Origin of the sequence: Myxosarcina sp. GI1 (assembly GCF_000756305.1) — a bacterium.
Taxonomy (GTDB): domain Bacteria; phylum Cyanobacteriota; class Cyanobacteriia; order Cyanobacteriales; family Xenococcaceae; genus Myxosarcina.
The window spans coordinates 1-25198 of sequence record NZ_JRFE01000007.1; the positions used below are offsets into that span (position 1 = coordinate 1).

Below are 25198 nucleotides of genomic sequence, written 5' to 3' on the forward strand. Positions count from 1 at the left end.
CTTCGATATCTTTTCTCTGGCTGAGGGTGAGAATGCGGCTTTTGCCGTTTCTGGCTCTACTCTTTATTCTGTCGATCTCGAAACTGGTGCGGCGTATAATCTCGGTGCAATTGGTTCTGATGCCATGAATTTCCAGGGACTTGCCGTTGTTGCCGATACTTTTATTTAGTTAACTGTACGAAATAGCTACAAATAAACCATAAGGGCAAAAGATTTTTTGCCCTTACAAAAATCAATGTCGTAATTCTTTGCCAACTCTTACTGCACTTTTCAATTGGGTAGACCACATCGACCGAACTCAATAATTGGCTAACAGCTAATAGCTTAAAACCAGCTATTTATGAACGTAGTCCATGCAACTAAAAACTGCTGTAAAAGTCTATTGACCTAGCTGTAGTATTTTAGCGGTAACGCTCATACTCTCTTCATAAAGCACTTCTCTACCAGTACCTTGTAGTTGTTGACCGAGCTAGGTATGGTGTTGGTGTGGCTTTCCACCAGGGGAATTTAGATAAATCGGCAATCGCGAGCGAATCTTCGATATTTTTAATCTTGGTATCTTCTACTGAAGTACTCGAACTGAAAACCTAAAATTGACAGACTAGGGCTGTGTCAATTAATTAATGATGAGAAAATTATATCTCTGCGTCTTCGTGTCATCCTCAATTTATCTATTTAAAATTGGCAGGCTATTATAGCGTTTCTCAGAAAATCAGTATACTCAGAGCCAAAGCGATAAGATTTATTTAAAAGCTGAAGAGCGAAATGAGTAAAATTGCTGGTTACAACCTTATTGAAGTCCTCGACGAAAATGCCACTACTATCATTTATCGGGCTGCCAAAGTGTCAGAGACAACCTCGGTAATTATTAAAACACTCAAAACCGAGTATCCTTCAATAGAACAACTCGCTAAATTGAGACATGAGTATCAAATACTGCAGTCTCTGACGATAGAAGGTGTAGTCAAACCTCTGACTTTAGAAAGTTATCAGAATGGTTTGGCGTTAATTTTGTCAGACTTTGGGGGAGAACCACTGTATAGAGCGATCGCTACAGACAAGTTCGAGCTAAAAACTTTTTTGCCAATTGCTATTCAACTTTCTTCAATACTGGCTCGGCTCCATCACGACAACATCATTCATAAAGATATCAAACCCGCCAATATTCTCATCGATTCTCAAAAAAAACGCGTCGAGATTATTGACTTTAGTATTTCATCGCGTCTATCTAGAGAAAATAAAACTTTTAGCAATGCCAATCTGTTTGAAGGTTCCCTTGCTTATATGTCACCAGAACAAACTGGCAGGATGAATCGCTCGATTGACTATCGAACTGACTTCTACTCTTTAGGTGTCACCTTTTATGAAATGCTCACAGGTCGATTACCATTTACAGCTACAGACGCTCTGGAATTAATCCATTGTCATATCGCCAAATCACCCACACCACCTAGAGAATGCGACAGCCAAATTCCCCAGGCAGTATCAGATATCGTCATGAAGTTATTAGCCAAAACGGCTGAAGAAAGATATCAAAGTGCTTTGGGTCTAAAAGCCGACCTGGAAGCATGTTGGCAACAACTACAGGCAAAAGAAAAAATCGAATATTTTCAGATTGGACAGTTAGATTCATACAGTCAGGCGATCGCACCACAAAAGCTCTATGGACGAGAACCAGAAGTTGCTGACTTGATTAATGCCTTCGATCGCGTTTCTCACGGCGCGACCGAACTGTTTTTAGTGAGTGGCTATTCGGGAATTGGTAAAACTTCAGTTGTCAACGAAGTTCACAAACCTATAGCTCGCCAGCAAAGTTACTTTATTGCTGGTAAATTCGACCAATTCAAGCGTAATGTTCCCTATGCTGCTTTTATTCAGGCTTTTCAAGAGTTAACCGAGCAGTTGTTGACCCAAAAACCCGAAAAAATAGCAGTTTGGCAAACAAAACTTTTAGCAACACTCGGAGCAAACGGGCGAGTCATAACCGATGTTATTCCCAAAGTCGAACTTATTATTGGCTCTCAACCAGATATACCTCAATTGGGCGCGATCGAAAATCAAAATCGATTCAATCGTGTATTTCAGCAATTCATTCGTCTATTTTGTCAACCAGAACATCCACTGGTAGTGTTTTTGGATGATTTGCAGTGGGCAGATACGGCATCTCTCAAGCTAATTCAATTATTGCTCGGTTCAAAAAATCAATATTTATTAATTGTTGGCGCGTATCGGAACAACGAAGTTAGTGCGACTCATCCGTTGAGTTCGACCATAGAAGAAATTCAAAAATCTGGTGTCGCTCTCAACCAGATAGTTTTGCAACCTTTGCAGATTTCCGATGTCAATCAATTAGTCAGCGATACCCTACACGTCGATTTCCAAAAGTCTCTGCCCCTAGCTGAATTACTCTGGAATAAAACTCAGGGCAATCCTTTTTTCTTAACACAACTGCTCAAATCTCTTGCCAGAGAAAATTTATTAACATTCAACTTCGATCGAGGCTGCTGGCAGTGGCAGATCGGACAGCTTAAAGCTATTAACATTACTGATAACGTCGTTGAATTAATGGTCGAGCGAGTTCGACAACTGCCGCCAACAACTCAGGATGTTTTAAAATTGGCTGCCTGTATTGGAGATAAATTTACTCTCGACGTTCTCAGTGTCGTGCATCAAAAATCTCAAACCGAAACCGCTATAGATTTGTGGGAATCGTTGCAGGCAGGTTTGATTTTGCCCTTAGACGAAGCTTATAAAATTCCTTTAGTAATCGACCGCCAACCCAATAAAAAAGTTGCTGTTGCCTATAAATTTTTACACGACAGAGTTCAGCAGGCAGCCTATTCTTTAATTGTAGATTCACAAAAAAAGGCAACTCATCTCAAAATTGGTCGGTTGCTCTTGCAAAATACTTCTCCTGAAGAAAAAGAAGAAAAGATTTTTGCTTTGGTCAACCACTTAAACTACGCAAAAGCTCTCCTCTCCGATTTAGAAAAAATCGAGCTAGCCGAACTAAATTTTATCGCAGGCAAAAAGGCAAAAGCAGCTACGGCTTACGAACCCACGATTCGTTACCTGAAAATGGGTCTGGAGTTATTGCCAGACAGCTGCTGGCAGGATTGTTACCAACTAACTCTATCGCTCTATGAATTAGCGATAGAAGCAGCGTACCTCAACGGCAACTTCGAGCAAATGGAGCTATGGGCAATGGTTGTCTTAGAACAAGCTAAAACCTCCATCGACAAAATGAAAGTTTATGAAGTCAAAATACAAGCCTGCATGGCACAGGTCAAACAACTTGAAGCCGTCAAAATTGGGTTGGAAGGACTAAAGCTGCTGGGGATTAATTTACCAGAGTCGCCAAGTTTCTCAGAGATACAGCAGACGCTGGCGGTAACGGCTACACATTTAGCAGGGAAAGATATTGAATTTTTGCTCGAGCTACCAGTGATGACAGAGGTAGAAAAGCTAGCAGCCATGCAGATGCTGTTAAGTATGGGTTCTCCTACCTATCAAGCTGCACCGACACTATTTCCGTTAGTTATCTGTCAACAGGTAAATCTATCCCTTACTTATGGAAATTCACTTTTTTCTCCTTATGGCTATGCTTGTTACGGTGTCATTCTCAACGGCATTGTCGGAGATACTGAAGCAGCTTACAAATTCGGACAGTTGGCTTTAAACCTCGTAGAACGGTTTGAAGCTTCAGAACTGAAGACAAGTGTATTCTTCGTCACGGCAGCGTGTACGATGCATGGCAAAGTTCATGCCAGAGAAACTATACCACTGCTACAGGCTGGTTACTCTTTTGGACTAGAAAACGGACAACTTGAATATGGTGGCTATGCTGCCATGCAAAAATGTCAATATTCTTACTACATCGGCAGTGAATTACTCGGTCTTGATGCAGAAATGGCAACAGTTGGCGAAGTTTTGGCTCAACTCAAGCAAGAAAATGCCTGGAATTGGAATCAAATCTTTCGGCAGTCGGTGCTTAACCTGTTAGAACCTGGCGATCGCTATTCGCGTTTATTGGGTAAAGCCTTCGACGAAGAAAAGTCTTTATCGCTGCTGCTTGAAGCCAATGACCGAACTGGACTCCATTACTTTTATTTAAACAAACTCATCCTTAGCTGTTTGTTTGGTGAGGAACGACAAGCACTAGAAAATGCCGAGCGCGCCGAGCAGTATTTGGATGGAGTCCAAGCATTTTTGGCAGTGCCAATATTTTATTTTTACGATTCTCTAGCGCGACTGGCAATATATCCCTCGGAGACAGATTCACGACAAAAACATATTTTAAATAAAATAGCTAGCAATAGAGAAAAGCTGCAAAAATGGGCAGATTGCGCCCCGATAAATTTTCAGCATAAATGTGACTTAGTCGAGGCAGAGCGAGCCGTGGTTCTCGGACGAGAAGAACAGGCGATCGCCCTTTACGATCGCGCTATTGCTGGTGCTAAAGAGCAGGGCTACATTCAGGAAGAAGCGCTTTCTAATGAGCTGGCGGCAAAGTTTTGTTTCCAGCATGGCAAAGAGCAAGTCGCTCTAAACTATTTAACCGATGCCTACTACGGATATGTTCGCTGGGGAGCAATAGCAAAAGTCAAAGATTTAGAAGCTAAATATCCTCAAATTTTTACTCAGATATCGGAGCGTCGTAGCCAGGATTTAAAGAGCAATAGCTCGATTGGTACCAGTGCCACTAGTTCGGGTGAAATCGATCTAGCAGCAGTTATCGAAGCTTCCCAAGCTCTTTCTGGCGAAATAGTTTTGCAAAATTTGCTGGCTAAATTGATGGGGGTTGTCATCGCTAATGCTGGTGCCGAAACGGGATTTCTCATTTTAGAAACGGCAGGGGAATTATCGATCGAAGCTTCGGGCAGCGTAGATAAAGAGATAGACGTGCAGCAGTCTCACCCACTAGAATCCTTCCAACAGTTACCAACATCCGTTGTTAACTACGTACAGCAAACACACCAGAATGTTTTACTAAATGATGCTACACGTGAGGGAATTTTTACCCAGGATAGCTATATCCTCAACTATCGACCCAAATCAATTTTATGTATGCCAATTATTAATCAGGGTAAACTCGTTGGCATTCTTTATTTAGAGAATAATCTCACCGTTGGAGCATTTACAAAAGAACGAATAAAAGTTTTACAACTTCTCTCTTCTCAAGCTGCGATCTCCATCGAGAATGCCCGTCTTTATAACCAGCTAGAGACATACAATCGAACGCTAGAAACCGCGGTACAGCAGCGAACCTTAGAGTTGCAAGACAAAAATTTACAGCTACAGCAAGAAATTGGCGATCGCCAACGAGCCGAATCAGCAGCCGAAGCTGCCAGTCGGGCTAAGAGCGAATTTTTAGCTAACATGAGTCACGAACTGCGTACTCCACTCAACGGGATCTTAGGCTATGCCCAGATCTTTCAGAGAGAAACCAATTTAACAGAAAAGCAACAGAAGGGCGTAAACGTTATTTATCAATGTGGCACTCACTTACTGACGCTGATTAACGATATTTTAGATATTTCTAAGATCGAAGCGCGAAAAATGGAACTATATCCCCAAGAGTTCCAGTTGTCTGCATTTCTAGAGAATATTGTAGAAGTCTGCCGCATCCGCGCCCAACAAAAGGATATTTATTTAAATTACCAACCGTTTCTTAACTTACCAGATTTGCTCTATGCTGATGAAAAAAGGTTACGACAAGTCTTAATCAATCTTTTGGGTAATGCGATTAAGTTTACCGATCGAGGCGGCGTTACTTTTAAAGTAGGCACTCATCATAACAAACTACGGTTTGAAGTACGCGACACTGGTACGGGGATCGCATCAGAGCAAATAGATGCAATCTTTTTGCCTTTTCAGCAAGCAGGCGCAGCGAATCTCAAGACAGAAGGCACGGGATTGGGATTGGCAATCAGTCGGCAAATCGTGCAAATGATGAACAGCGAACTACAGGTTAAGAGTGTTCTCGGTCGAGGTAGCGTTTTTTGGTTCGAGCTAGAACTGCCAGTCGTAAACCGTGGCAAGAAACCAAGCGAGGGGCAAGCCAATCGAGTTGTTGGTTTCAAAGGCTCTAAAAAGAAAGTTTTGGTAGTAGACGACCGCTGCATGAATCGTGCGGTGCTGGTCAATCTATTAGAACCTTTAGGGTTTGAAGTAGTAGAAGCAGCGAACGGCTCTGAAGGTTTAATTAAAGCAAGGGAGTTTCAACCCGATCTAATTTTTATGGATTTGACCATGCCAAAGATGGATGGTTTTGAAGCTACTCGACGGCTTAGAAAGCTGCCAGAAATTGCGCAGGTGGCGATTGTAGCTATTTCAGCTAGCGTGTTTGGTTTCGACCGCCAGCAAAGTTTAGAGGTTGGCTGCGACGATTTTTTACCCAAACCATTTTGGGAAAAAGATCTTTTACAAAAATTAGAAATTCATTTGAGTTTAGAATGGATCTATGAAGATGGCGTAAAAAATAAAAAACCAGTAAAAAACCGCAAAAATGAGCAGAAAGAAATTTCTGTTGCTGTCGAGCCGCTCTTAATTCCCCCTGCCCAAGAAATAGCTACGTTACTCGATTTAGCTATGAGAGGCGATCTTAGAGGGATAACTGCGCGAGTCAATCGTCTTGAAAAGTCAGACAGCCAATGGGTAACGTTTGCCAGTCATCTTCGTACACTTGCAAAAAATTTTAAAGGAAAACAAATTCGAGAATTTTTGAAACAACTGCAGTCAGATATTAATGAAGGTTAATACTACCGAACAAAACGTTATTTTGGTCGTTGACGATACTCCTACTAATTTAGAATTACTGCTAGATTTTTTAGAGAATTCTGGCTTTAAAGTTGTGGTATCGGAAGAAGGAGAAAGTGCCATTGAGATGGCTGAGTATGCTCCACCAGACCTGATTTTATTAGACATCCTCATGCCAGAAATGGACGGGTTTGAAACCTGCCGTCGTTTGAAAACCAAACGCGCTACGCAGGATATTCCCATAATTTTTATGACTGCTTTGAGCGATCGCACCAATAAGCTCGAAGGGTTAAAGCTTGGGGCAGTCGATTATATTACCAAGCCGTTAGAACATGAAGAGGTTTTAGCTCGGGTTAACATTCATCTTCATCTTCAAAATCTAACCAAAAGATTGACAGAACAAAATGTCTGTTTGCAACAAGAAATTACCAAACGCCAACAGGCACAAGAAGCAAAAGAGCTAGCTTTCTTAGCACTGCAACAAAGTGAAGCGCGGTTTAGAAGATTAGTCGAATCTAATATTATTGGCATTATTTGCGCCGATCTCAATGGCAACATTATCGAAGCTAACGATGCCTTTCTCAAGATGGTGGGATACAATCGCCAGTCACTACAAGGGGGTTTATTGGGCTTAGACGAAATCACTCCTTCAAAATACCAACATTTGGATCGAGCAGCAAAAGAACAGTTACTGGAGTCGGGAAGCTGCAATCCCTTTGAGAAAGAGTTTATTTGCCGAGATGGTAGATATATTTCCGTAATGGTCGGCGGTGCCTTGTTAGAAGGTTCTCAAGAAGCTATTAGTTTTGTACTCGACCTATCCGATTACAAGCAAGCCCAACAAAAAATTTTCGAACAAGCCGCCCTGTTAGAGATTACTACCGATGCAATTATCGTACGAGAGCTAGACAATACAATTCGCTTTTGGAATAAAGGAGCAGAAAATTTATATGGCTGGCAAGCTTCCGAGGCAATTGGCAAAAATGCTAACGAGCTTTTGTATGGAAAAGTAAAAATTACCGAACGGCTTCCAGACATTCATGCCAGTCTTAACCAACATGGTTCTTGGCAAAATGAACTACACCAAGTTACTAAAGCTGGTAAAGAGATAATTGTTTCTAGTCGCTGGACACTAGTACGAGATCAAGAAGAGCGACCGAGTTCGATCCTGGTCGTCAATACCGATATTACCGAAAAGAAACTGCTAGAAATGCAGTTTATTCGCGCTCAACGTTTGGAGAGCCTCGGCACTCTTGCCAGTGGTATTGCCCACGATTTTAACAATATCCTGACTCCAATACTGGCAGTATCGCAAGTATTGGGGTTGAAGTTTACCGACCTCGACGAGCAGAGTGAGGAATTTCTCAAGATTTTAGAAACCAGTGCCAGACGCGGAGCGGCTTTGGTCAAGCAAATACTATCGTTTGCTCGCGTAGAAGAAGGAAAAAGACATCAAGTTCAGGTCAAACATCTGTTGTCGGAAGTTTTGCAAATTGCCCGACAGACATTTCCCAAATCGATCGAAGTCATTGTAGACATTGCGACTAAAAATCTTTGGACGGTATATGGCGATGCAACTCAACTGCACCAAGTGTTGATGAATCTCTGCATTAATGCTCGCGATGCTATGCTCGATGGCGGTACTCTGACAATTGCTGCGGAAAATATTTTTATCGACGAACACTATGCTCAAATCGATCTTAATGCTAGAGTCGGAGCCTACATTGTTATTAGTGTTGTAGACACGGGAACGGGTATTCGTTCGGAGATATTAGAAAAAATTTTCGAGCCTTTTTTTACCACCAAAAAGTTAGGTCGAGGAACGGGACTTGGTTTGTCAACTACAATCGGAATTGTTAAAAGCCACGGTGGATTTCTGAAAGTTTATAGCGAACTCGGAAGAGGCACTGAATTTAAAGTGTACTTACCAGCAACCGAGTCAAACCAATTACAGCCAGCAGAAGACTCTAATCTGCCCCAGGGAAGTGGAGAAACAATCTTAGTCGTAGATGACGAACTCAACATTCGCGAAATTACCAAAATTCTGTTAGAAAAATACAACTACCAAGTCTTAACAGCTAGTGATGGCATTGAGGCGATCGCCGTCTACGCTCAACATCGAGAGCGCATTGCTGCGGTGTTAATGGATATGATGATGCCCTCTATGGATGGTTTGACCGCTATCCGCGCTTTACATAAAATTAAACCACAATTGAAGATTATTTCTACTAGTGGATTGGCATCAAACAACAAATTGGCTGAAGCTGCCAGTGTTGAAATCGACGCTTTATTACCAAAACCATACACGGCTAAGGAGTTATTAGACTGTCTCAACAAGTTGATTTGCTGACTAAACATAAAGAAAATAAGCGGAGAGATATTTTTCTCCGCCGCGATCGCATTTAGATTTTACGCTTCAATGTCTATTGAGCTAACTGTAGTATTTTAGCGGTCACGCTCATACTCTCTTCATAAAGAACTTCCCTACCAATTCGTTGTAGTTGTTGACCGAGTAATTCCTCGGTTTTTTGGTCGGACAATGGGGTAACTTGTTCGATGTAACAAGATTGTGCGCCACCTCCAGCTTCCATTCTCATACAGCCTGTGGTACTGGAACAGAGTACGGTACAACAGTCGGCATCGAGGTTTTTAGAACTGAGACGCAAGCTAATTAAATCTCCTGGAATATCACCCCAGTCAGCAGTAGGTATACCTGCTAGTTCGGCTTCTATTTCTCTCTGATTGCTGTCGCTAAATTTGATACGACGGATATCGTAGTCTCCACCTTCTGACTTATAGGCTACTGGTGTCCATTCGAGGCGACTGGCAATCCAACCCAAAAACATCAGTGCCTGTGCCTGATTGCCTCGTTCGTAATCGATAGTTACTTTATCTACTTCATAGATCGATTCCCTTCGTTCGGGAGGATCGAAAGCTGCGGCAGTTAATTCTTGCCAGGGTGATAGTCTGCGCCAGTTTATATCTGCCAGGGTAGCCTCTTGCTTTTGCAGTTCCGATAGCTGTTTTAAGTCCGTCTCGGGATCGATAAAGCCGCTAGAATCGAAAATAACCGTATCGCTACTGCCGACTAAGCGTTTGAATATAAGCAGGTCTGGAGTTGGCGTAGCTTTCCACCAGAGAAATTTGGGTAAATCGGCGATCGCCAAGGCTTCGATAATGCCACCGATGCGCTCTAAGGCTTCGGCAGTACCGCTTAAAGTAATATATTCACAACAAACCAAAGTATTGTTGCTGCGCTTGTTTACGGGACAATATGCCGATACCTGGGCTTTAACCCCCGTATCTTCTCCTAAAATCGGACAGAGAGTAATAATACGACAGGGATTTGAAGCAGCAATTTCATCAGCAACGGTAACTGATGAATCGGGGCTATAGTTGATAGCAGCAGTTTTATTTTCGGGAGTAAGTTTGTCTTTAGTTTTAGCTTTCTCAAACTCTGACTGCAATTTTTTGAGTAATTCTGAGTTAGACTTACCCGTAACTTCCATGCCATATTCTTGTTGAGCCGCTTTAATCGCCGCTTCGGTTCTCGGTCCTGAAATCCCGTCGATAGGACCACTATAAAAGCCCAATGAAGCTAGTAATTGTTGCGTTCCATCGGGTTCGTAAACGATTAGGCTAAAAGTTGCCGCTCTGGTAACGGCACTAGCGTCATCATCTATACCCTGACTCTGCCAGAGCGATTGCAGTTCGGCTTCAATGTCTTCTATAGATATGTCTTTTGGTGCTTGTAAAGATACTATTGGCGAAACCATAATCGGTAAATTAAATTATTAATTGTTGACTGTCGATTTGTCGATCGCATATTATTTATTTTTTTAGAGCCTACGCCAGCGACGGCGATCGCGATTGATCAGAAATTCGGCTTCTGGCGGTTGCCAGGTTCCTGCTTCGTACTGCGGCATCAGATTGGGATCGCTGGGAGCTTCCCAGGCATCGATTACTGGCATAACTATGCGCCAGGCTGCTTCTACTTCGTCGGCACGGGTAAACAGAGTCTGATCGCCTAGCATACAGTCTAGTAAAAGTCGATGGTAAGCATCAGCCGTCGCCATACCAAAGGAAGAACCATAGCTAAAGTCCATGTTTACCGTCCGCGTCCGCAAGTCTGGACCAGGCATTTTAGCTTCAAACTTTAAAGTTATACCTTCGTTGGGCTGAATTCTCATGCTGAGAATGTTGGGACTCGCCTGTTGTGCTGCCGACTGAAAAATCAGCAGGGGAACTTCGCGAAAGTGAATTGAAATTTCGCTGACTTTTTTGGGCATCCGTTTGCCAGTACGCAGATAAAACGGTACGCCTTTCCACCGCCAGTTATCGATCTCCATCTTTAAAGCGACAAAAGTAGGAGTGGTAGAATCGGGATTTACCCCCTCTTCTTGACGATAGCCTTTAACTGGCTTGCCTTTCATCCAGCCCTCAGAATACTGAGCGCGAATTGCCGCTCGCTCTAAGTTATTAACATCGGCAATGTGAGTTGCCTGTAAAACTTTGTTTTTTTCGTTGCGAATGCTATCGGCATCGAGAGAATTAGGCGGTTCCATAGCGGTAATGGCAAATAGCTGCATGAGGTGGTTTTGCAGCATATCGCGCATTGCCCCAGAGGTTTCATAGTAGCCCGCTCGTTCTTCTACTCCCACTGTTTCGGCAACGGTAATCTGAACGTGATCGACAAATTGACGATTCCATAAAGGTTCAAAAATAGCATTGCCAAAGCGAAACACTAAAATATTTTGAACGGTTTCTTTGCCCAAATAGTGGTCGATGCGATAAACCTGTTCTTCTTTACATACTTTTTGGACGGCACGGTTTAAAGATTGTGCCGAACTCAAGTCTTTGCCAAAAGGTTTCTCAATTACAATCCGCTGTTTCATCGGATCGGCGAGCATTCCTGCCGCACCTAATTGTTTTAAGGCTGGTTTGAAAAACTTGGGCGAGACTGCTAGATAAAAGATTCGATTGCCTCGCGTTCCTCTTTTGCCGTCGAGTTCTGCTAAAAATTGTTTTAATTTTTCATAGCTTTCTGGTTCGTCCATGTTGCCCGAACAGTAAAATACGCCTTCGGCAAATCCCTTCCAGAAGTCTTCGTTTCTAATGCCGTCGCCAAATTCTTCAATTCCCTGGCGCAGATGTTCGCGAAAATAGTCGTGACTCCAATCTCTACGAGCCACCCCCACAATAGTCATTTCGGGAGCCAATCTATTTTCCTGTTTTAGTTTATAGATAGCGGGAATTAATTTTCTTTGGGTCAAGTCACCCGATGCGCCAAAGATGACTATTATTGAGGGTTCTGTAGTTCTTTCCTGTTGCAGCCCTACCCGTAAGGGATTTTCTAAGATTGCTACCATTATCCAATCGTACTTTAATAAAACTCTTGCTGATTAATACAACTTTCCCTCATTAGGGGAACGGGACGAGTAATCTAAGATACAAGTGCAGTTATTTACTAGTATCTGGTTTCTCTTTTCCAGTTCCCCCATCGTTTATTCTGTAGCTGTTGGCTTTCGATCGATCTAGTTTGAGAATCTTCTTTTAAGGTAATAGCTAAGAGCCAACAGCTAAAAGCTTTTTTAGCGTTAAACCGCAGCCAGTTGCTTGACTTTAGTTTCTAATGAAGACATCAAAGATTCAAACGGCTTGATAAATTTGTCGATGCCTTCTTCTAATAGTTCGTCCATTACGGTATCGAGATCGATGTTGACATCTGGATCTTTCAAGGTTTCTATAACTTGATGTGCTTCTTCAACCTTAGTCTCGACGCGATCGGCAGGATCGCAGTGATCGGCGCAAGCTTCGATAGTATCGGGAGGTAAAGTATTAACCGTATCTTTGCCGACTAACTCATCGACGTACATCACATCGCTGTATTCGGGGTTTTTGGTGCTGGTACTCGCCCACAGAAGTCGCTGGACGTTGGCTCCCTTATCAGCTAGAGCTTGCCATCTGTCGCTACCAAAAATTTCTTTGTATTTTTGATAGGCTATTTTGGCATTGGCGATCGCCACTTTACCCTTGACGCTTTTAAGTTTTTCTTTTGCTGATTCGCTTGCTGTGTCTAGTTTACTATCGACGCGATCGTCTACTTTGCTATCGATGCGGCTGAGAAAGAAACTAGCCACCGAAGAAATTTTACTAATATCTTCACCTTTAGCGGCTCTGGCTTCTAAACCGCGAATGTATGCCCATGCCGTATCAATATAGCTTTCTACGGAAAACAGCAACGTAACGTTGATGCTCATGCCTTCTGAGATTGCCTGTTCGACTGCGGGCAAACCTTCTGGCGTACCTGGGATTTTGATCATTAAGTTGGGGCGATCTATTTCCTGGTAGTAACGACGCGCTTCGGTAATGGTACTTTCGGTATCCTTTGCCAAATTGGGAGGAACTTCTAAACTGACGTAGCCATCTAAACCATCGGTAGCTTCGTATACGGGCATAAAAATATCGCAAGCTTTACGAATATCGTCAAATACCAGATATTCATAGATTTCCTGCACGGATTTATCGGCTTTGATTCCTGCTTCAATCGCTTCATCGTAAATTTTATTCCCTGCAATCGCTTTTTCAAAAATTGAAGGATTGGAGGTAATACCGCGAATCCCTCGATCTTCCATCAACTGTTTTAATTCTCCCGAATTAATGATGTCGCGGCTGAGATTATCCATCCAGATACTCTGACCGTATTGGTTTCCAATTTCTAAAATATGGTTGGTAGTAGCCATAACGTATGTTTTCCTCCTATAAATAAACTCGGTTAAAATTTTTACACCTTAGCTTTCAAGGCAGTTTTAGCTATTTATTTCTCGCAGACATTTCTCGAACTCCTTCAGATTCCCGACGAGTCCAGTCTTGAATAAAAGATTCTACTAGTTTTACATCTTCAACACTGCCAATTACCAGCGGCGATCGCTGATGAATTTTTTCTGGTATTACATCTAAAACTCTTTCCGTACCCGTACTGGCTTTACCTCCAGCTTGTTCGGCTAAAAATGCCAGAGGTGCGGATTCATAAAGTAATCTCAACTTTCCTGCGGGATTTTTGACCGTACCTGGATATAAAAATACGCCACCCTGCAATAAAATACGGTGAAAATCTCCTACCAAAGCACCACTGTACCGAGCTGTATAGCCTTCATGACGGTGAACGTAACGAATATACTCTCGAATCGATTCTTCCCACTGCCAGTAGTTACCTTCATTGACGCTATAAACAGGACCGTGTGTAGGAATTTGAATATTTTCTTCTGCTAAGATAAATTCTCCCAAACTAGGATCGAGAATAAAAGAATGAACTCCCTTACCTAAAGAATAAACTAATACTGTAGATGGTCCGTATAATACATAACCTACGGCAATTTGTTTGTGACCATTTTGCAACAAATCCGATCCCGTTTGGTCGATGTCATCACCCTGTTGCTGGCGCAGAGCGAAGATCGCTCCCACGTTGAGATTGATATCGACGTTAGAAGAACCATCGATTGGGTCGTATAACAGCGTGTATTTTCCTATAGGACAGTTTTCAGGAATATAGTACGGCTTTTCCATTTCTTCGGAAGCCAGGCGACAGACCAAACCACTCTGTTTGAAGACTGAAATAAAGACATCGTTAGCGTAGATGTCCATTTTTTTGACTGATTCTCCTTGAACGTTGGTTTCTCCTGTAAAACCCAACGCTCCTGCCATCAAACCCGCACGACTGAGACGGCGAGTTATCAGTTTGGCTGCTAGAGCGACACGACTCATAATCGCGCTAATATCTTGCGCTTCTGTAGTGAAACTAGAAAATTGTTGCAGTACGTGCCGCGATAAAGTAGTGCAATCTCGATCTAAACTGTATTCTGGCACTAGATTCTGTCCTGAATTTCCCATGTAATTAACCTCTCTAAGCATTTGCCAGGCATTTAGTTACCGTTATAAACAGATTTTAAATTCGGTAGCATCAGCCTTTGGTAGTCGATTGGCAATAGAGTATAAAAATTGAAAGTAAGTTAGCGATCGCTCGTTTCAGAAGTTGCGATCGTTAATAACTCTATTTCTCTCGCTATACTCTATATTTTCTATCTTAGAGAGGAATCTGAGATTGCGATTAGAAGCTTAAGACTAGCTTCAGCTTATCGATAAATTTTGCTTTGTCAACGCCAATTACGACGCTCGCTCAGTCGATAGAAATCGATTGTGGTTTGCTATTGTTGCTGTCGCTACTGACATTAGCAGGAGAAGTAGGAGAATATCCTTGTTCTACCAACCAGTCTGATAGCGGTGGTTCGTTTAATTTTAGTTGAAATACTCCCGAAAAAAAACCGCCTGTAAAAGCTAGAGGTTGCTGACCGTACTTTTGAATGACTGGTAATAATTCACTAAGAAACATAAGCTTGGTAAATAGTGTTTAGTTTAAATGCCTAATAAATTATTAAAAATTGTAGCGCGTCTTTAGACCGAGTAGTTATACTTAGTAAGAAATGCTCATAGGTAAAAATAAAGAGCAAAAAATCGATCTCTAATCGATGCTGTTGAGTTATTTTAATTTAGGTAAGATTTATTAAATTAAATTTAAATAAAAACATACTAAAGTAACTATTGTTAGACATATCTAAACTTAAATTAAATAGTGGTTTCACTTGCGGTTCAAATTAGTTTTAATGCAAACATGAATCTCTATAAATTTAATGGGATTGCTGAATGCTAATATTGTCAATCGCGCCTCACTCCCTTCCGAGGGCGAACGATAGAAAAAGTTTTTCTAAAAGTTAGAGTTGGCAAGAGATTTTATTTATTCTGTGTACCTTCTTTACTTCTTTTACCAAGACTTAAAACTATTACTTTCAAGCAACATCTATTTACTTCCCCGTGAAGTGCCAGAGATTTTGCTCTTTTAGTTTCGGAGTCTGGAAATGAATCAACCGCCAAAAAGAGATGTTCTATGTAGCGAATTAGATAGAGAACGCTCTATACGTCGTGCAGCTAAATTATTACAAGCGAAGCGAGCGCGTATTCGAGATGATTTAGATTGTTTAGTTTCACATCTAGCTTTACTTATGCCGCAAACAGCTACCGCAGGTGATGCTAATTCGGAGTTGTTGCTCGAAGCCGCTCGAAGATTAAATGACGACATTTTTAAAGAGCTACTTACACAGGTAATTGAGGAACGAAAATAAATTTAAGCTGAAGGCAGAAATTTTTGGTGCAGAGAAAGCGAATATTAATTAGGCTAAATAAAAGTTCGATCTTTTTATAGCACGTCCTTATGGTAGAACAAGTTAAGCCACAATATTCTGTATCATGGATTACTAAAATCGCTGAAATTCCTCAAGCCGAATGGGATGCTCTAGCTCTACCATTGGCAACGCCATTTTTAGAATGGGAATGGCTCAACAATATCGAAACTTCAAAAAGTGCTATTCCTCGTACTGGTTGGCAACCCTGTCACTTAGCCGTCTGGCGCGGTCGCACTTTGATTGGTGCCGCACCGCTGTATGTTAAAGGACATAGTTATGGGGAGTTTGTCTTCGACCATCAATGGGCAGATTTATCCCATCGCCTGGGAGTGCCATACTATCCCAAAATGTTGGGCATGACTCCCTTTACTCCTGCCGTTGGCTACAGATTTTTAATTGCACCAGGGGAAGACGAAGACGAAATTACACAAATAATGGTAGCGGCGGTCGACCATTTTTGCGATCGCAACCGCATTTCAGGCTGTAATTTTTTGTTTGTCGATCCGCAGTGGCGAGAAGTTATGGAGCGGAATGGTTTTATCAGTTGGCAGCATCATGGCTATATTTGGTCGAACCGTAACTTTAACAGTTTTGATGATTACCTCAAGATGTTTAATACCAAGCAGCGCAAAAACATCAAGCAGGAGAGAAAAGCTGTAGCTAAAGCTGGTTTGCAAGTTAAAGTATTTAACGGAAGAGAAATTCCCCGTCATCTGTATCCTTATATCTATCGTTTTTATAGCAGCACTTGCGATAAGTTTTATTGGGGCAGTAAGTATTTAACTCGCAAGTTTTTCGAGCAGCTTTATCCCAACTACAGAGATCGCGTCTTGTTAGTAGTAGCATACACCGAAAATAACGATAGCAGACCAGTAGGAATGTCTTTTTGTCTGCACAAGGGAGAAAATTTATACGGACGCTATTGGGGATGTTTGGAAGAATACGACTGTCTGCATTTTGAAGCTTGTTACTACAAACCAATCGAGTGGGCGATCGCTAACGGCATCAAAATGTACGATCCTGGTGCGGGGGGCAGACATAAAAAAAGACGCGGTTTTCCTGCTACTGCCAATCATAGTTTGCATCGTTTCTACAACCGCCGGATGAGCCAGATTCTACAAAACTACATTGATGAAGTCAATCAAATGGAACAAGCCGAAATTGAAGCAATTAATAACGATCTTCCGTTTAATAAACAAGAAATAAATTTTAGTCTAGATTAGGTTGTTGCAGCTTATAAAAGTTTTTCTGTTGCAATAAAACAAATTATGTCTGTTGCTGCATTTATATATGAACCAATTAATGATTATGAACAAAATTTTTATGTTCCGATTTCGGGTGAATATTTTTTTTGAAAGAGTTTGGCTTTCTGCTTGTAAAAAATTACATTTAGAATGGATTCCATTGTTTTCAGGAGGTATAGACGTAAAAAAAGATGACTTGCAATTAGTATTAGTAGAACTATAAAAAGTGCTCGAATGGTCTAAAAAAATTTAATGAAAACGATCTCGAACATATAAAAAGGCGAATTGAATATCTAATGATACAATTACCAAAAATGTTTTTAAGGGATGATGCAATTGTTTGTATAGGATAAACGAGAAGATGTTTCACCTATCGCGATTTACTTGTTTTTCAAAGTCGAAAAAGATAATATCCTTCTCGCCACCATAACAACGAAAAGGATATCAAGAATCACTGTCAGACTTTTATCTCAATCAAAGCTAGAGATTTAATAGCTAAACCAAATCGGCAACCTCACCGTATATAGTTCCTACTAGCCGATCGTGACGATAAAGCTCGACTAAATCCTCGCAATTCGTGGCGACAATGTGATAGGAATTTAAGCCTTTAATGGTATCTTCTAGCTGATAATCTTCAATTTTGACGCAATTACCAACGCCAGACGCGCCATTTAAAACAAAAGTGTCGGCTCCCGAACCACCACGTAGAACATCACTACCAGAACCCGCAAAAAGCCAATCGTCGCCATTACCACCACTGAGGAGGTCATCACCCTTACCACCATAGAGGCGATCGCAACCATCATTACCATAAAGCCGATCGTCACCCTTACCACCTTTGAGGGTATCATCACCCCAGTCACCTCTAAGCCAGTCATTGCCAGCTTGTCCGTGAAGCTTGTCATTACCGTCATTACCATATAGATAATCGTGACTCCTACCGCCTTTAATCAAATCGTCATCACCACCACCACAAATGGTATCGCAGCCATCGCCACCTTTGAGTACATCTCTACCAGCATCTCCACTAATATAATCGTTATCTTCGCCACCAAAAATAACGTCATTACCGACATTACCATATAGATAGTCATTACCTTCACCGCCAAAAATAACGTCGTGATTTATATTACCGTAAACCTTATCATCGCCAGATTTAGCAAAAACAACATTATTATCGAAGCCAGTACGAATAAAATCGTTTAAATCGGTTCCCAAAGTTAATACCATAATGTTTAAATATAGAATTTAGCAATGTTTTTTTGTTCAACTAAATCATAAATAGTAATACTTATAAACAGGTAAATTTAAAATAAAGAATTACGTGATTTCTATTAAGCAATAATAATGAAATATTTGAATATTTTTTAGACGTTACATAATTAGAGTGCGAGTACGGTTGTGTACCAATGTCTAAAGTATTTATAGAGCTACTTTCGACTGTAACCAATCGCCCGATCGTGCAATAGGTTCGATATTTACATCAAGTAGCCGATCGAGATGTGTAAGCAGCAAACTATACTAATTCTTGTAAGTTAAAGATTTCTATAGAAAAATTACATGACTTCTTCCAATCAAGCCCAATATGTCGAAGCAGACGAATTCGATCGCCTGCTAAATGATGAATCTGTAGTAGTAGCCGACTACACTGCAAGCTGGTGCGGTCCCTGTCGCGTCACTGCACCTTTAATAGATCGCCTGGCAGAGGAGTATCAAGATCGTGCTACCGTAGTTAAAATCGATATTGATAAACATAAAGACACTGCCAAAAAATATGGCATTCGTAGTATCCCCGCCGTTTTAATGTTTAAAGATGGCGAACAGGTAGAAAATTTGGTCGGTAAACTGCCTTACGAAGATTACAGCGAGGCTATAGAAAAACATCTGTAACCATGAAGACTGAAAAGCCTACTTCTTACTTAACTTGAGTAGTTAGTAGTTAGTAGTTAGTTTCATAAACCTTTAGCCTAATGCCTAAAATAACTTGCTACTTGCTACTTTACTACCCAACCCAAATCACTTGGATTTACTTACAACAAACTGCCTCCAATCATTCCCACCAGCAAAATAAAGCCCAGCCAGACATTTTGTCCAAAAATTTTGCCATAGGCAGAACGAGGTAGATTGGGATCGCGCAGCCGTAAATATTGCCATAGCCAGCCAACAGAGGCGATTCCTAAAGTAAAGGCAAAAATAGGATATAAAGCCATCCGATAGCCTAAATATCCCATTAAGATCGCCGTTATCGCAAAAAATACGCCAATTGCTTCGGGTGCATAGCGGTTGAAAAAAATCGCACTGGAGTTGATGCCAACCAGCAAATCGTCTTCGCGGTCTGACAAAGCATATACCGTATCAAAACCTAACGTCCAAGCTACTGTAGCTCCCCACAAGAGCCAGGTAGAAGGTTCGAGATTACCCGTTACTGCCGTCCAGCTAATTAGCACGCCAAAACCCCAGGCTACCGAAAGCACTAGCTGAGGAATGGGAAAAACTCGTTTTGCTAGAGGGTACAAGATAATTACTGGAACCGCAGCTACGCAGAGATAAAAACTGAGAGGGTTGAGATAAACAGCCAAMCCTGCCGCACAAGCTAGCGCGATCGCTAAAATTACAATTCCTACCTTAACCGAAAGAGCCCGAGAAGCCAAAGGACGAGTTTTAGTCCTGGCTACTTGCGGATCGATATCTCGATCCCAAAGATCGTTGACTACACAACCTGCTGCACTGGTTGCCAAAGTTCCTAGCACAATTACCAAAACTAAGGGTAGAGGTGGAGTGCCATTAGCGGCGAGAAAAACTGCCCACAACGCAGGAATCATCAAAATTAACCTGCCAGCAGGTTTGTCCCAACGCAATAGTCTGATAATTCGCTGCCAGGTAGGTTCTGTAGTTGCGCGATATTCAGTCATATTTAGTTTGCAAGTTTAATAAATTGACATACATTTAAAAAGTTAGCGTTTTACGATCGCATCGGTAAATTACATGAGACCATAAAATTAGATTAATCATTCCTACCCGTCTAAATTGACTTTTTCCCTATCTTTTGCGCTCGATTTTATGCTGGAAATAGCTAATTACACTACTTTTAATAATACTAATAACAACCTAGAAAAGCAGATTCTCGCTGCCATCGACATCGGTACCAATTCGATTCACATGGTAGTGGTAGAAATCGAACCTTCTTTACCTGCTTTTACCATTATTGCCAAAGAAAAAGATATGGTCAGGTTGGGCGATCGCGATTCTAGAACGGGAAACCTGACTACCGATGCGATCGAACGTGCTTTAGCAACTCTCAGACGTTGTAAAGATCTTGCCGATAGTTTTCAGGCTAGCGAAATTGTTGCCGTAGCTACCAGTGCGACGAGAGAAGCCCCCAATGGACGAGACTTTTTGCAGCTTGTCGAATCAGAAATTGGCATTGTCGTTAATTTAATTTCTGGGCAAGAAGAAGCCAGGCGCATTTATCTTGGGGTGCTTTCAGGAATGGACTTGGAAGAGCGTCCCTACATTATTATCGATATTGGTGGCGGCTCTACTGAAGTAATTTTGGCAGATATTCAAGAACCTCGCGTCTTAAGCAGTACCAAAGTGGGCGCGGTTAGGTTGACGCAGAAATTTGTTACTAGCGATCCGATAAACGATGAAGAATTGAACTATCTACGGGCATACATTCGAGGTATGCTCGAACGTTCTGTAGAAGAAATCTGGTCAAAACTACAGCTTAATGAAATTCCCCAGGCGATAGGTACTTCTGGAACAATTGAGACTCTAGCCACTGTTCGCGCTAATGAAGAACTAGGTTACGTTCCCGATCCGCTTAATGGCTACGAATTAAGTCGCAAAGCGATAGAAAAAGTAGTCAAAAAACTAACAAAAATGACCTGTAAAGAAAGATTAGAAGTAGCGGGAATAACCGAAAAACGTGCCGAAATCATCGTTCCAGGGGCAATCATTTTGTTGGAGGTAATGAATATGCTGAAGCTCGATTCGATTGTAGTCTGCGAACGGGCATTACGAGAAGGTATTATCGTCAATTGGATGTTGACTCGCGGTTTGATTAACAGTCGGCTACGCTATCAGGATGAAGTAAAAAAGAGAAATGTTTTAAAAATTGCTCATAAATATCAGGTCGATTTAACTTACGCTCAAAAAGTTGCCGAGTTCGCCCTGAGCATCTTCGACCAAACTAAAGGAGAACTGCATGATTGGGGAAATGACGAACGAGAACTACTGTGGAGTGCTGCTATTTTGCATAACTGTGGTATTTATATCAGTCACTCGTCACATCACAAACATTCTTATTACTTAATTCGTAATGCCGAACTGTTGGGTTTTACCGAACTCGATCTAGAGTTGATTGCCAATATTGCTCGCTATCATCGTCGTAGTAAACCCAAGAAAAAACACGAACCCTATCAGAAACTAAGCGATCGCGAACGTTTGATGGTCAGACAACTCAGCGCGATTTTACGCATTGCTACGGCTTTAGACCGTCGCCAAAAAAGCGCGATCGCCAGTGTCAACTGTCATTACCAAGCCGATAGTCAGACTCTGCACCTAGAGTTATTTCCTACAGAAATTGGCGACGACTGCGCTTTTGAGTTGTGGAGTTTAGATTACAAAAAAGATGTTTTTGAAGAAGAGTACGGTTTAGAGCTAGTAGTAACAATTGCCAATCGCAATAAAAGATGATTTTTAAAAGAAATTGTAATCGATAGAAAAATAAATTCCATCCTCTTGTAAGGAATTGCTGTCGGTATCGATATCTACCAAAGGTATACCCCAGTCTAGGCGAGCATTGAAGTTTTCTCCCGCTCTGAATACCAAACCGATGCCTACAGCACTGATAAAGTCATCATCGATCGCCATGTCGTCGCTGCTCCATGCCGTACCGAGATCGAAAAAAGGAGCTAGCTGTATTACTCCATTTGTTCTACCCAACCGCAATACAGGAATTCTCAGTTCGGCACTGGCAAATAGGCCATTGTCCCCCAAAATCAAATCTTGGCGATAACCTCTAACGCTGTTAAAGCCACCAAGCCGAAACTGCTCTAGAGGTACCAACCCCGTAGTTGCTAACTGTAAATCTCCTCTCAACAAAAACACAAAATCTCGTTCTAGCTGACGAACCCATTGGCTTTGACCCCGCCAAGCAAAAAAGATACTGTCAGGAGCGTCTGCATTACTAGTAGCGTCAAAAGCATCTATACCAATATTAAAGCTGGAACGAAAAGCTAAAACTTTTTTATCGTCGCGCTCGATAAATTCTTGAAACAGGCGAATCGTGCTGATTCTAGTTTCACCATTCTCATCTGCACCGCGAGATAGAGCAAAAGGAGTATTTAGAAGCAAGGTTTCGCTTTCTTGACGAGTAAAGCTAATTCCCAAAGCCAATTCTCGATTGGGGCGATTGATTATTGGCTGACGCAAACTAAGCTCGTAATATCGCGACTCCGATTCGATATCGAGTGCATTAAACGGATCCTCTATTACTTCATTAAAATTAAACCCGTAAGCTAGTCCTACCGTGCCATCTAGAGCATTAAAGGGAAAACTATAGGCAAAATCAAAGCTATCGCTACCTTCGGTATTAGCATAACCAAAACTAAACTCGTCACCAAAACCAAGTAAGTTGCGATGATTTAAACCGACTGCTCGCCGATTAGTGCCAACGCTTGGCGACCTCCCGTTATCAAAACTAGTAGTAACATTAAAATTATCTGCTTCTTCAATTTTTACATCCAGCAAGCTCGTTCCCTGACGAACTCCTGCTGAAAGTTCTGCCGAGACGCTAGCAATTAAAGGATCGAGTCGCAATAGCTGCAAAGCTTCGAGCAAAGACTCGACATTAACGGGTTTATCCGCTGCGGTTTCCAGGCGCGATCGCACGTAATCGGGATCTAAACGTTCTGTTCCCCTAACTTCAATCGCTTCTAATTCACCTTCTAAAACAGCAATAGTTACTTTACCATCATCTAGCTCTTGTGGCGGTATATAAGCACCAGAGTTAACATAGCCCTCTTCGGTATAAAGCTTGGTAATCTCACTTCTGGCTTGATATAGTTCTGATAGAGTTAAAGAGCGGTTTTGATAAGAAGCAACTGCACTGGCTAATTCTTCCTGGCTAAATACCGTACTACCAACTATATCAAAGCTCTTAACAACGATGCTTTCGGGAATATTGTCATCACTAGCTGCGGCAACGGAATTGTCATTAGGTTTGGTTTTGGGTGCAGTGATATTAAGGATATTGGAATCTGCCGAGCGAACGGAATTGTTTGATAATTGCTCGCGCTCTGCTGTTAGCGTATTAATTGTTTCTGCATTTGCAGGTTGCACTACCAGAATAGTTGGCAGCGATAGCGCGAATGATAAAATGGCGGCAAGATTACCGTACCCAAACAATTTCCAATGTTTTAATCCCAAATGCACCATAGCATCTGACTGCCACATAAAGTTAGCTCTAATTTATAGCAAAATTAACCGCTACAGTATGCCCACAAAGACTTAAAAAGTAACATTGCTATAAAAAATTTTAAAATTAAACGCTAGAAAGCCAATTTTTTACTGTCTTAGTATAAATAATAGTGGCGAGGGAGCCAACAATTGTCGATACTAAATGTTAGATTTACGATTGAGTAGGTATTAAATTAATTTAAGGTAAGCCGTTATGATTAGTCAGATTTCTAATATAGAAGTAGATACCGAGCAAGCTATTGAAGAACTAATCGAGGAAAATTCTAGCCATCAAGAGGTAATCGAAACCGTAATTTCCAGTCTCGACGGCGAAAATACGGCAATGGTCAACCATACTGATGAAGGTAGTCTGTGGAAATTTCAATACGGTAGTGTAGAAGTCTTCGTTCAGCTTACGGGCGAAACTGATGACGACTTATTTACCGTATGGGCAAATGTCTTGAAATTGCCAGCCAAAAACGAACCTGGTTTGATGCGTCGATTGTTGGAAATGAACTGGACGGGTACTTTTGAAACTTGCTTTAGTATTAACAATGACACGGTAATGGTTTCGGCTCAACGTACCGTTGCGGATTTATATCCAGGAGAAATATCGCGCATTATCACTCTAGTTGCCAATATTGCCGATGACAATGACGAAATGCTTAAAGAAGAATTTGGTGCTGCTTAATTTAGTTTTGGTGACTAGTTAACGGTGACTGGCGATTGCTACTTCACTTCATTTCCAACCTGGCGTTTTATTCCTCCAATAGTAGCGTCGGGACACACACAAATGGCAATCGATCGCTGGTTGCTAGAAAAACATCGTCGTGGAAAACATCCTCCAACTTTGCGATTTTACACGTGGTATCCAGCAGCAATTTCTTTGGGTTATCACCAAAAAAATTATCCTTTAGCCTGGCAAAAATTAATCTGGAAACAGCCTCTAGATATCGTACGCCGCCCTACAGGAGGTAAAGCAGTATTACATCAAGGCGATCTTACCTATGCGGTAGTAACCTCTACTCCACCTGGTAAAAGACTGGAAATATACAAGCAAATTTGCCGTTTTCTAATTGCAGGTTGGCGATCGCTCGGTGTCGAGCTATCTTACGGCAATGCGACCAAAGAATACATGGCAAACCCCAACTGTTTTAGTACGGCAACGGTTGCCGATTTAGTTACCACTACAGGAGAAAAGGCGATCGGTAGCGCACAGCTACGCCGAGGTAAAGCTATTCTACAGCATGGTTCGATCCTGTTGAGTACAGATAAAAATTTGGCAATAAAAATATTTAACCAACCTGTAGGTAAAAACTTGTTAGAGTTAATTCCTCATCGGGGCGATCGCTCTATAGATAAAATTATCGAACATTTAACCAAAGCTGCAAGCGACTGCTGGGAGATCGAACTAGTAGAACAAGCATTGTCAGATGCCGAATGGCAAGAAATCAAAAATTCTTATAGTCATTCTTAAAAGAAATTATTAGTGCGACA

At 41.6% G+C, this 25198-nt stretch carries 16 protein-coding genes; 8 read left to right on the forward strand and 8 right to left on the reverse strand.

The genetic code is table 11. From position 1 onward, the window contains the following. Positions 1-765 precede the first annotated feature (765 nt). Both KV40_RS03470 and KV40_RS03475 read left to right on the forward strand, forming a co-directional pair. The gene (locus KV40_RS03470; protein WP_036478153.1) at positions 766-6759 is read left to right on the forward strand and encodes a hybrid sensor histidine kinase/response regulator; all 5994 of its coding nucleotides are present in this window, start codon (positions 766-768) and stop codon (positions 6757-6759) included. Continuing rightward, positions 6749-9109: a response regulator gene (locus KV40_RS03475; RefSeq protein ID WP_036478154.1), complete on the forward strand. Its 2361-nt coding sequence runs from the start codon at positions 6749-6751 to the stop codon at positions 9107-9109. The genes KV40_RS03470 and KV40_RS03475 overlap by 11 nt, the downstream gene beginning before the upstream one ends. Positions 9110-9182: 73 nt before the next feature. On the opposite strand, the gene opcA is transcribed toward KV40_RS03475, so the two are convergent. From opcA to KV40_RS03500, 5 genes are all read right to left on the reverse strand, one after another. Next, complete coding sequence (gene opcA, locus KV40_RS03480) at positions 9183-10535, reverse strand: glucose-6-phosphate dehydrogenase assembly protein OpcA (protein WP_036478156.1); 1353 nt, start codon at positions 10533-10535, stop codon at positions 9183-9185. A 63-nt stretch (positions 10536-10598) separates the two neighbouring features. After that, the gene (zwf, locus tag KV40_RS03485) at positions 10599-12128 is read right to left on the reverse strand and encodes a glucose-6-phosphate dehydrogenase (protein WP_036478158.1); all 1530 of its coding nucleotides are present in this window, start codon (positions 12126-12128) and stop codon (positions 10599-10601) included. 228 nt (positions 12129-12356) lie between these two features. Beyond that, complete coding sequence (gene tal / locus KV40_RS03490) at positions 12357-13502, reverse strand: transaldolase (protein ID WP_036478160.1); 1146 nt, start codon at positions 13500-13502, stop codon at positions 12357-12359. Positions 13503-13572: 70 nt separating this feature from the next. Next, on the reverse strand, positions 13573-14649 hold the full coding sequence (gene fbp / locus KV40_RS03495) for a class 1 fructose-bisphosphatase (protein ID WP_036478162.1): 1077 nt from the start codon (positions 14647-14649) through the stop codon (positions 13573-13575). A 286-nt stretch (positions 14650-14935) separates the two neighbouring features. Then, complete coding sequence (locus tag KV40_RS03500) at positions 14936-15148, reverse strand: hypothetical protein (RefSeq protein ID WP_036478164.1); 213 nt, start codon at positions 15146-15148, stop codon at positions 14936-14938. A gap of 523 nt (positions 15149-15671) precedes the next feature. On the opposite strand from KV40_RS03500, the gene KV40_RS03505 reads away from it, so the two are divergent. Both KV40_RS03505 and KV40_RS03510 read left to right on the forward strand, forming a co-directional pair. Continuing rightward, on the forward strand, positions 15672-15935 hold the full coding sequence (locus KV40_RS03505; RefSeq protein ID WP_036478166.1) for a hypothetical protein: 264 nt from the start codon (positions 15672-15674) through the stop codon (positions 15933-15935). 89 nt (positions 15936-16024) lie between these two features. After that, positions 16025-17218 (forward strand): GNAT family N-acetyltransferase, encoded by a 1194-nt coding sequence (locus KV40_RS03510; protein ID WP_036478168.1) that lies wholly within the window; start codon positions 16025-16027, stop codon positions 17216-17218. A gap of 516 nt (positions 17219-17734) precedes the next feature. Here the strand turns inward: KV40_RS03510 and KV40_RS03520 are convergent. Next, the gene (locus tag KV40_RS03520) at positions 17735-18469 is read right to left on the reverse strand and encodes a calcium-binding protein (protein ID WP_052055320.1); all 735 of its coding nucleotides are present in this window, start codon (positions 18467-18469) and stop codon (positions 17735-17737) included. A gap of 330 nt (positions 18470-18799) precedes the next feature. Here KV40_RS03520 and trxA point away from each other — a divergent pair, with 330 nt between their 5' ends. After that, positions 18800-19129 (forward strand): thioredoxin, encoded by a 330-nt coding sequence (gene trxA / locus KV40_RS03525; RefSeq protein WP_036478170.1) that lies wholly within the window; start codon positions 18800-18802, stop codon positions 19127-19129. Positions 19130-19269: 140 nt separating this feature from the next. Here the strand turns inward: trxA and KV40_RS03530 are convergent, their stop codons facing one another. Further along, entirely contained in the window at positions 19270-20151 is an 882-nt protein-coding gene (locus KV40_RS03530; protein ID WP_036478171.1) for a 4-hydroxybenzoate solanesyltransferase, read from the reverse strand. A 148-nt stretch (positions 20152-20299) separates the two neighbouring features. On the opposite strand from KV40_RS03530, the gene KV40_RS03535 reads away from it, so the two are divergent. After that, the gene (locus KV40_RS03535; protein ID WP_036478173.1) at positions 20300-21937 is read left to right on the forward strand and encodes a Ppx/GppA phosphatase family protein; all 1638 of its coding nucleotides are present in this window, start codon (positions 20300-20302) and stop codon (positions 21935-21937) included. A gap of 3 nt (positions 21938-21940) precedes the next feature. On the opposite strand, the gene KV40_RS03540 is transcribed toward KV40_RS03535, so the two are convergent. Beyond that, the gene (locus KV40_RS03540; RefSeq protein ID WP_052055321.1) at positions 21941-23698 is read right to left on the reverse strand and encodes a ShlB/FhaC/HecB family hemolysin secretion/activation protein; all 1758 of its coding nucleotides are present in this window, start codon (positions 23696-23698) and stop codon (positions 21941-21943) included. A 217-nt stretch (positions 23699-23915) separates the two neighbouring features. On the opposite strand from KV40_RS03540, the gene KV40_RS03545 reads away from it, so the two are divergent. Together KV40_RS03545 and KV40_RS03550 are read left to right on the forward strand one after the other, a co-directional pair. After that, positions 23916-24392, forward strand: a complete 477-nt coding sequence (locus KV40_RS03545; RefSeq protein WP_036478174.1) for a YbjN domain-containing protein — start codon at positions 23916-23918, stop codon at positions 24390-24392. 24 nt (positions 24393-24416) lie between these two features. Beyond that, positions 24417-25178 carry a biotin/lipoate A/B protein ligase family protein gene (locus KV40_RS03550; protein WP_052055322.1) on the forward strand — a complete coding sequence of 254 codons (762 nt, stop codon included), beginning with the start codon at positions 24417-24419 and terminating at the stop codon, positions 25176-25178. Positions 25179-25198: the final 20 nt, after the last annotated feature.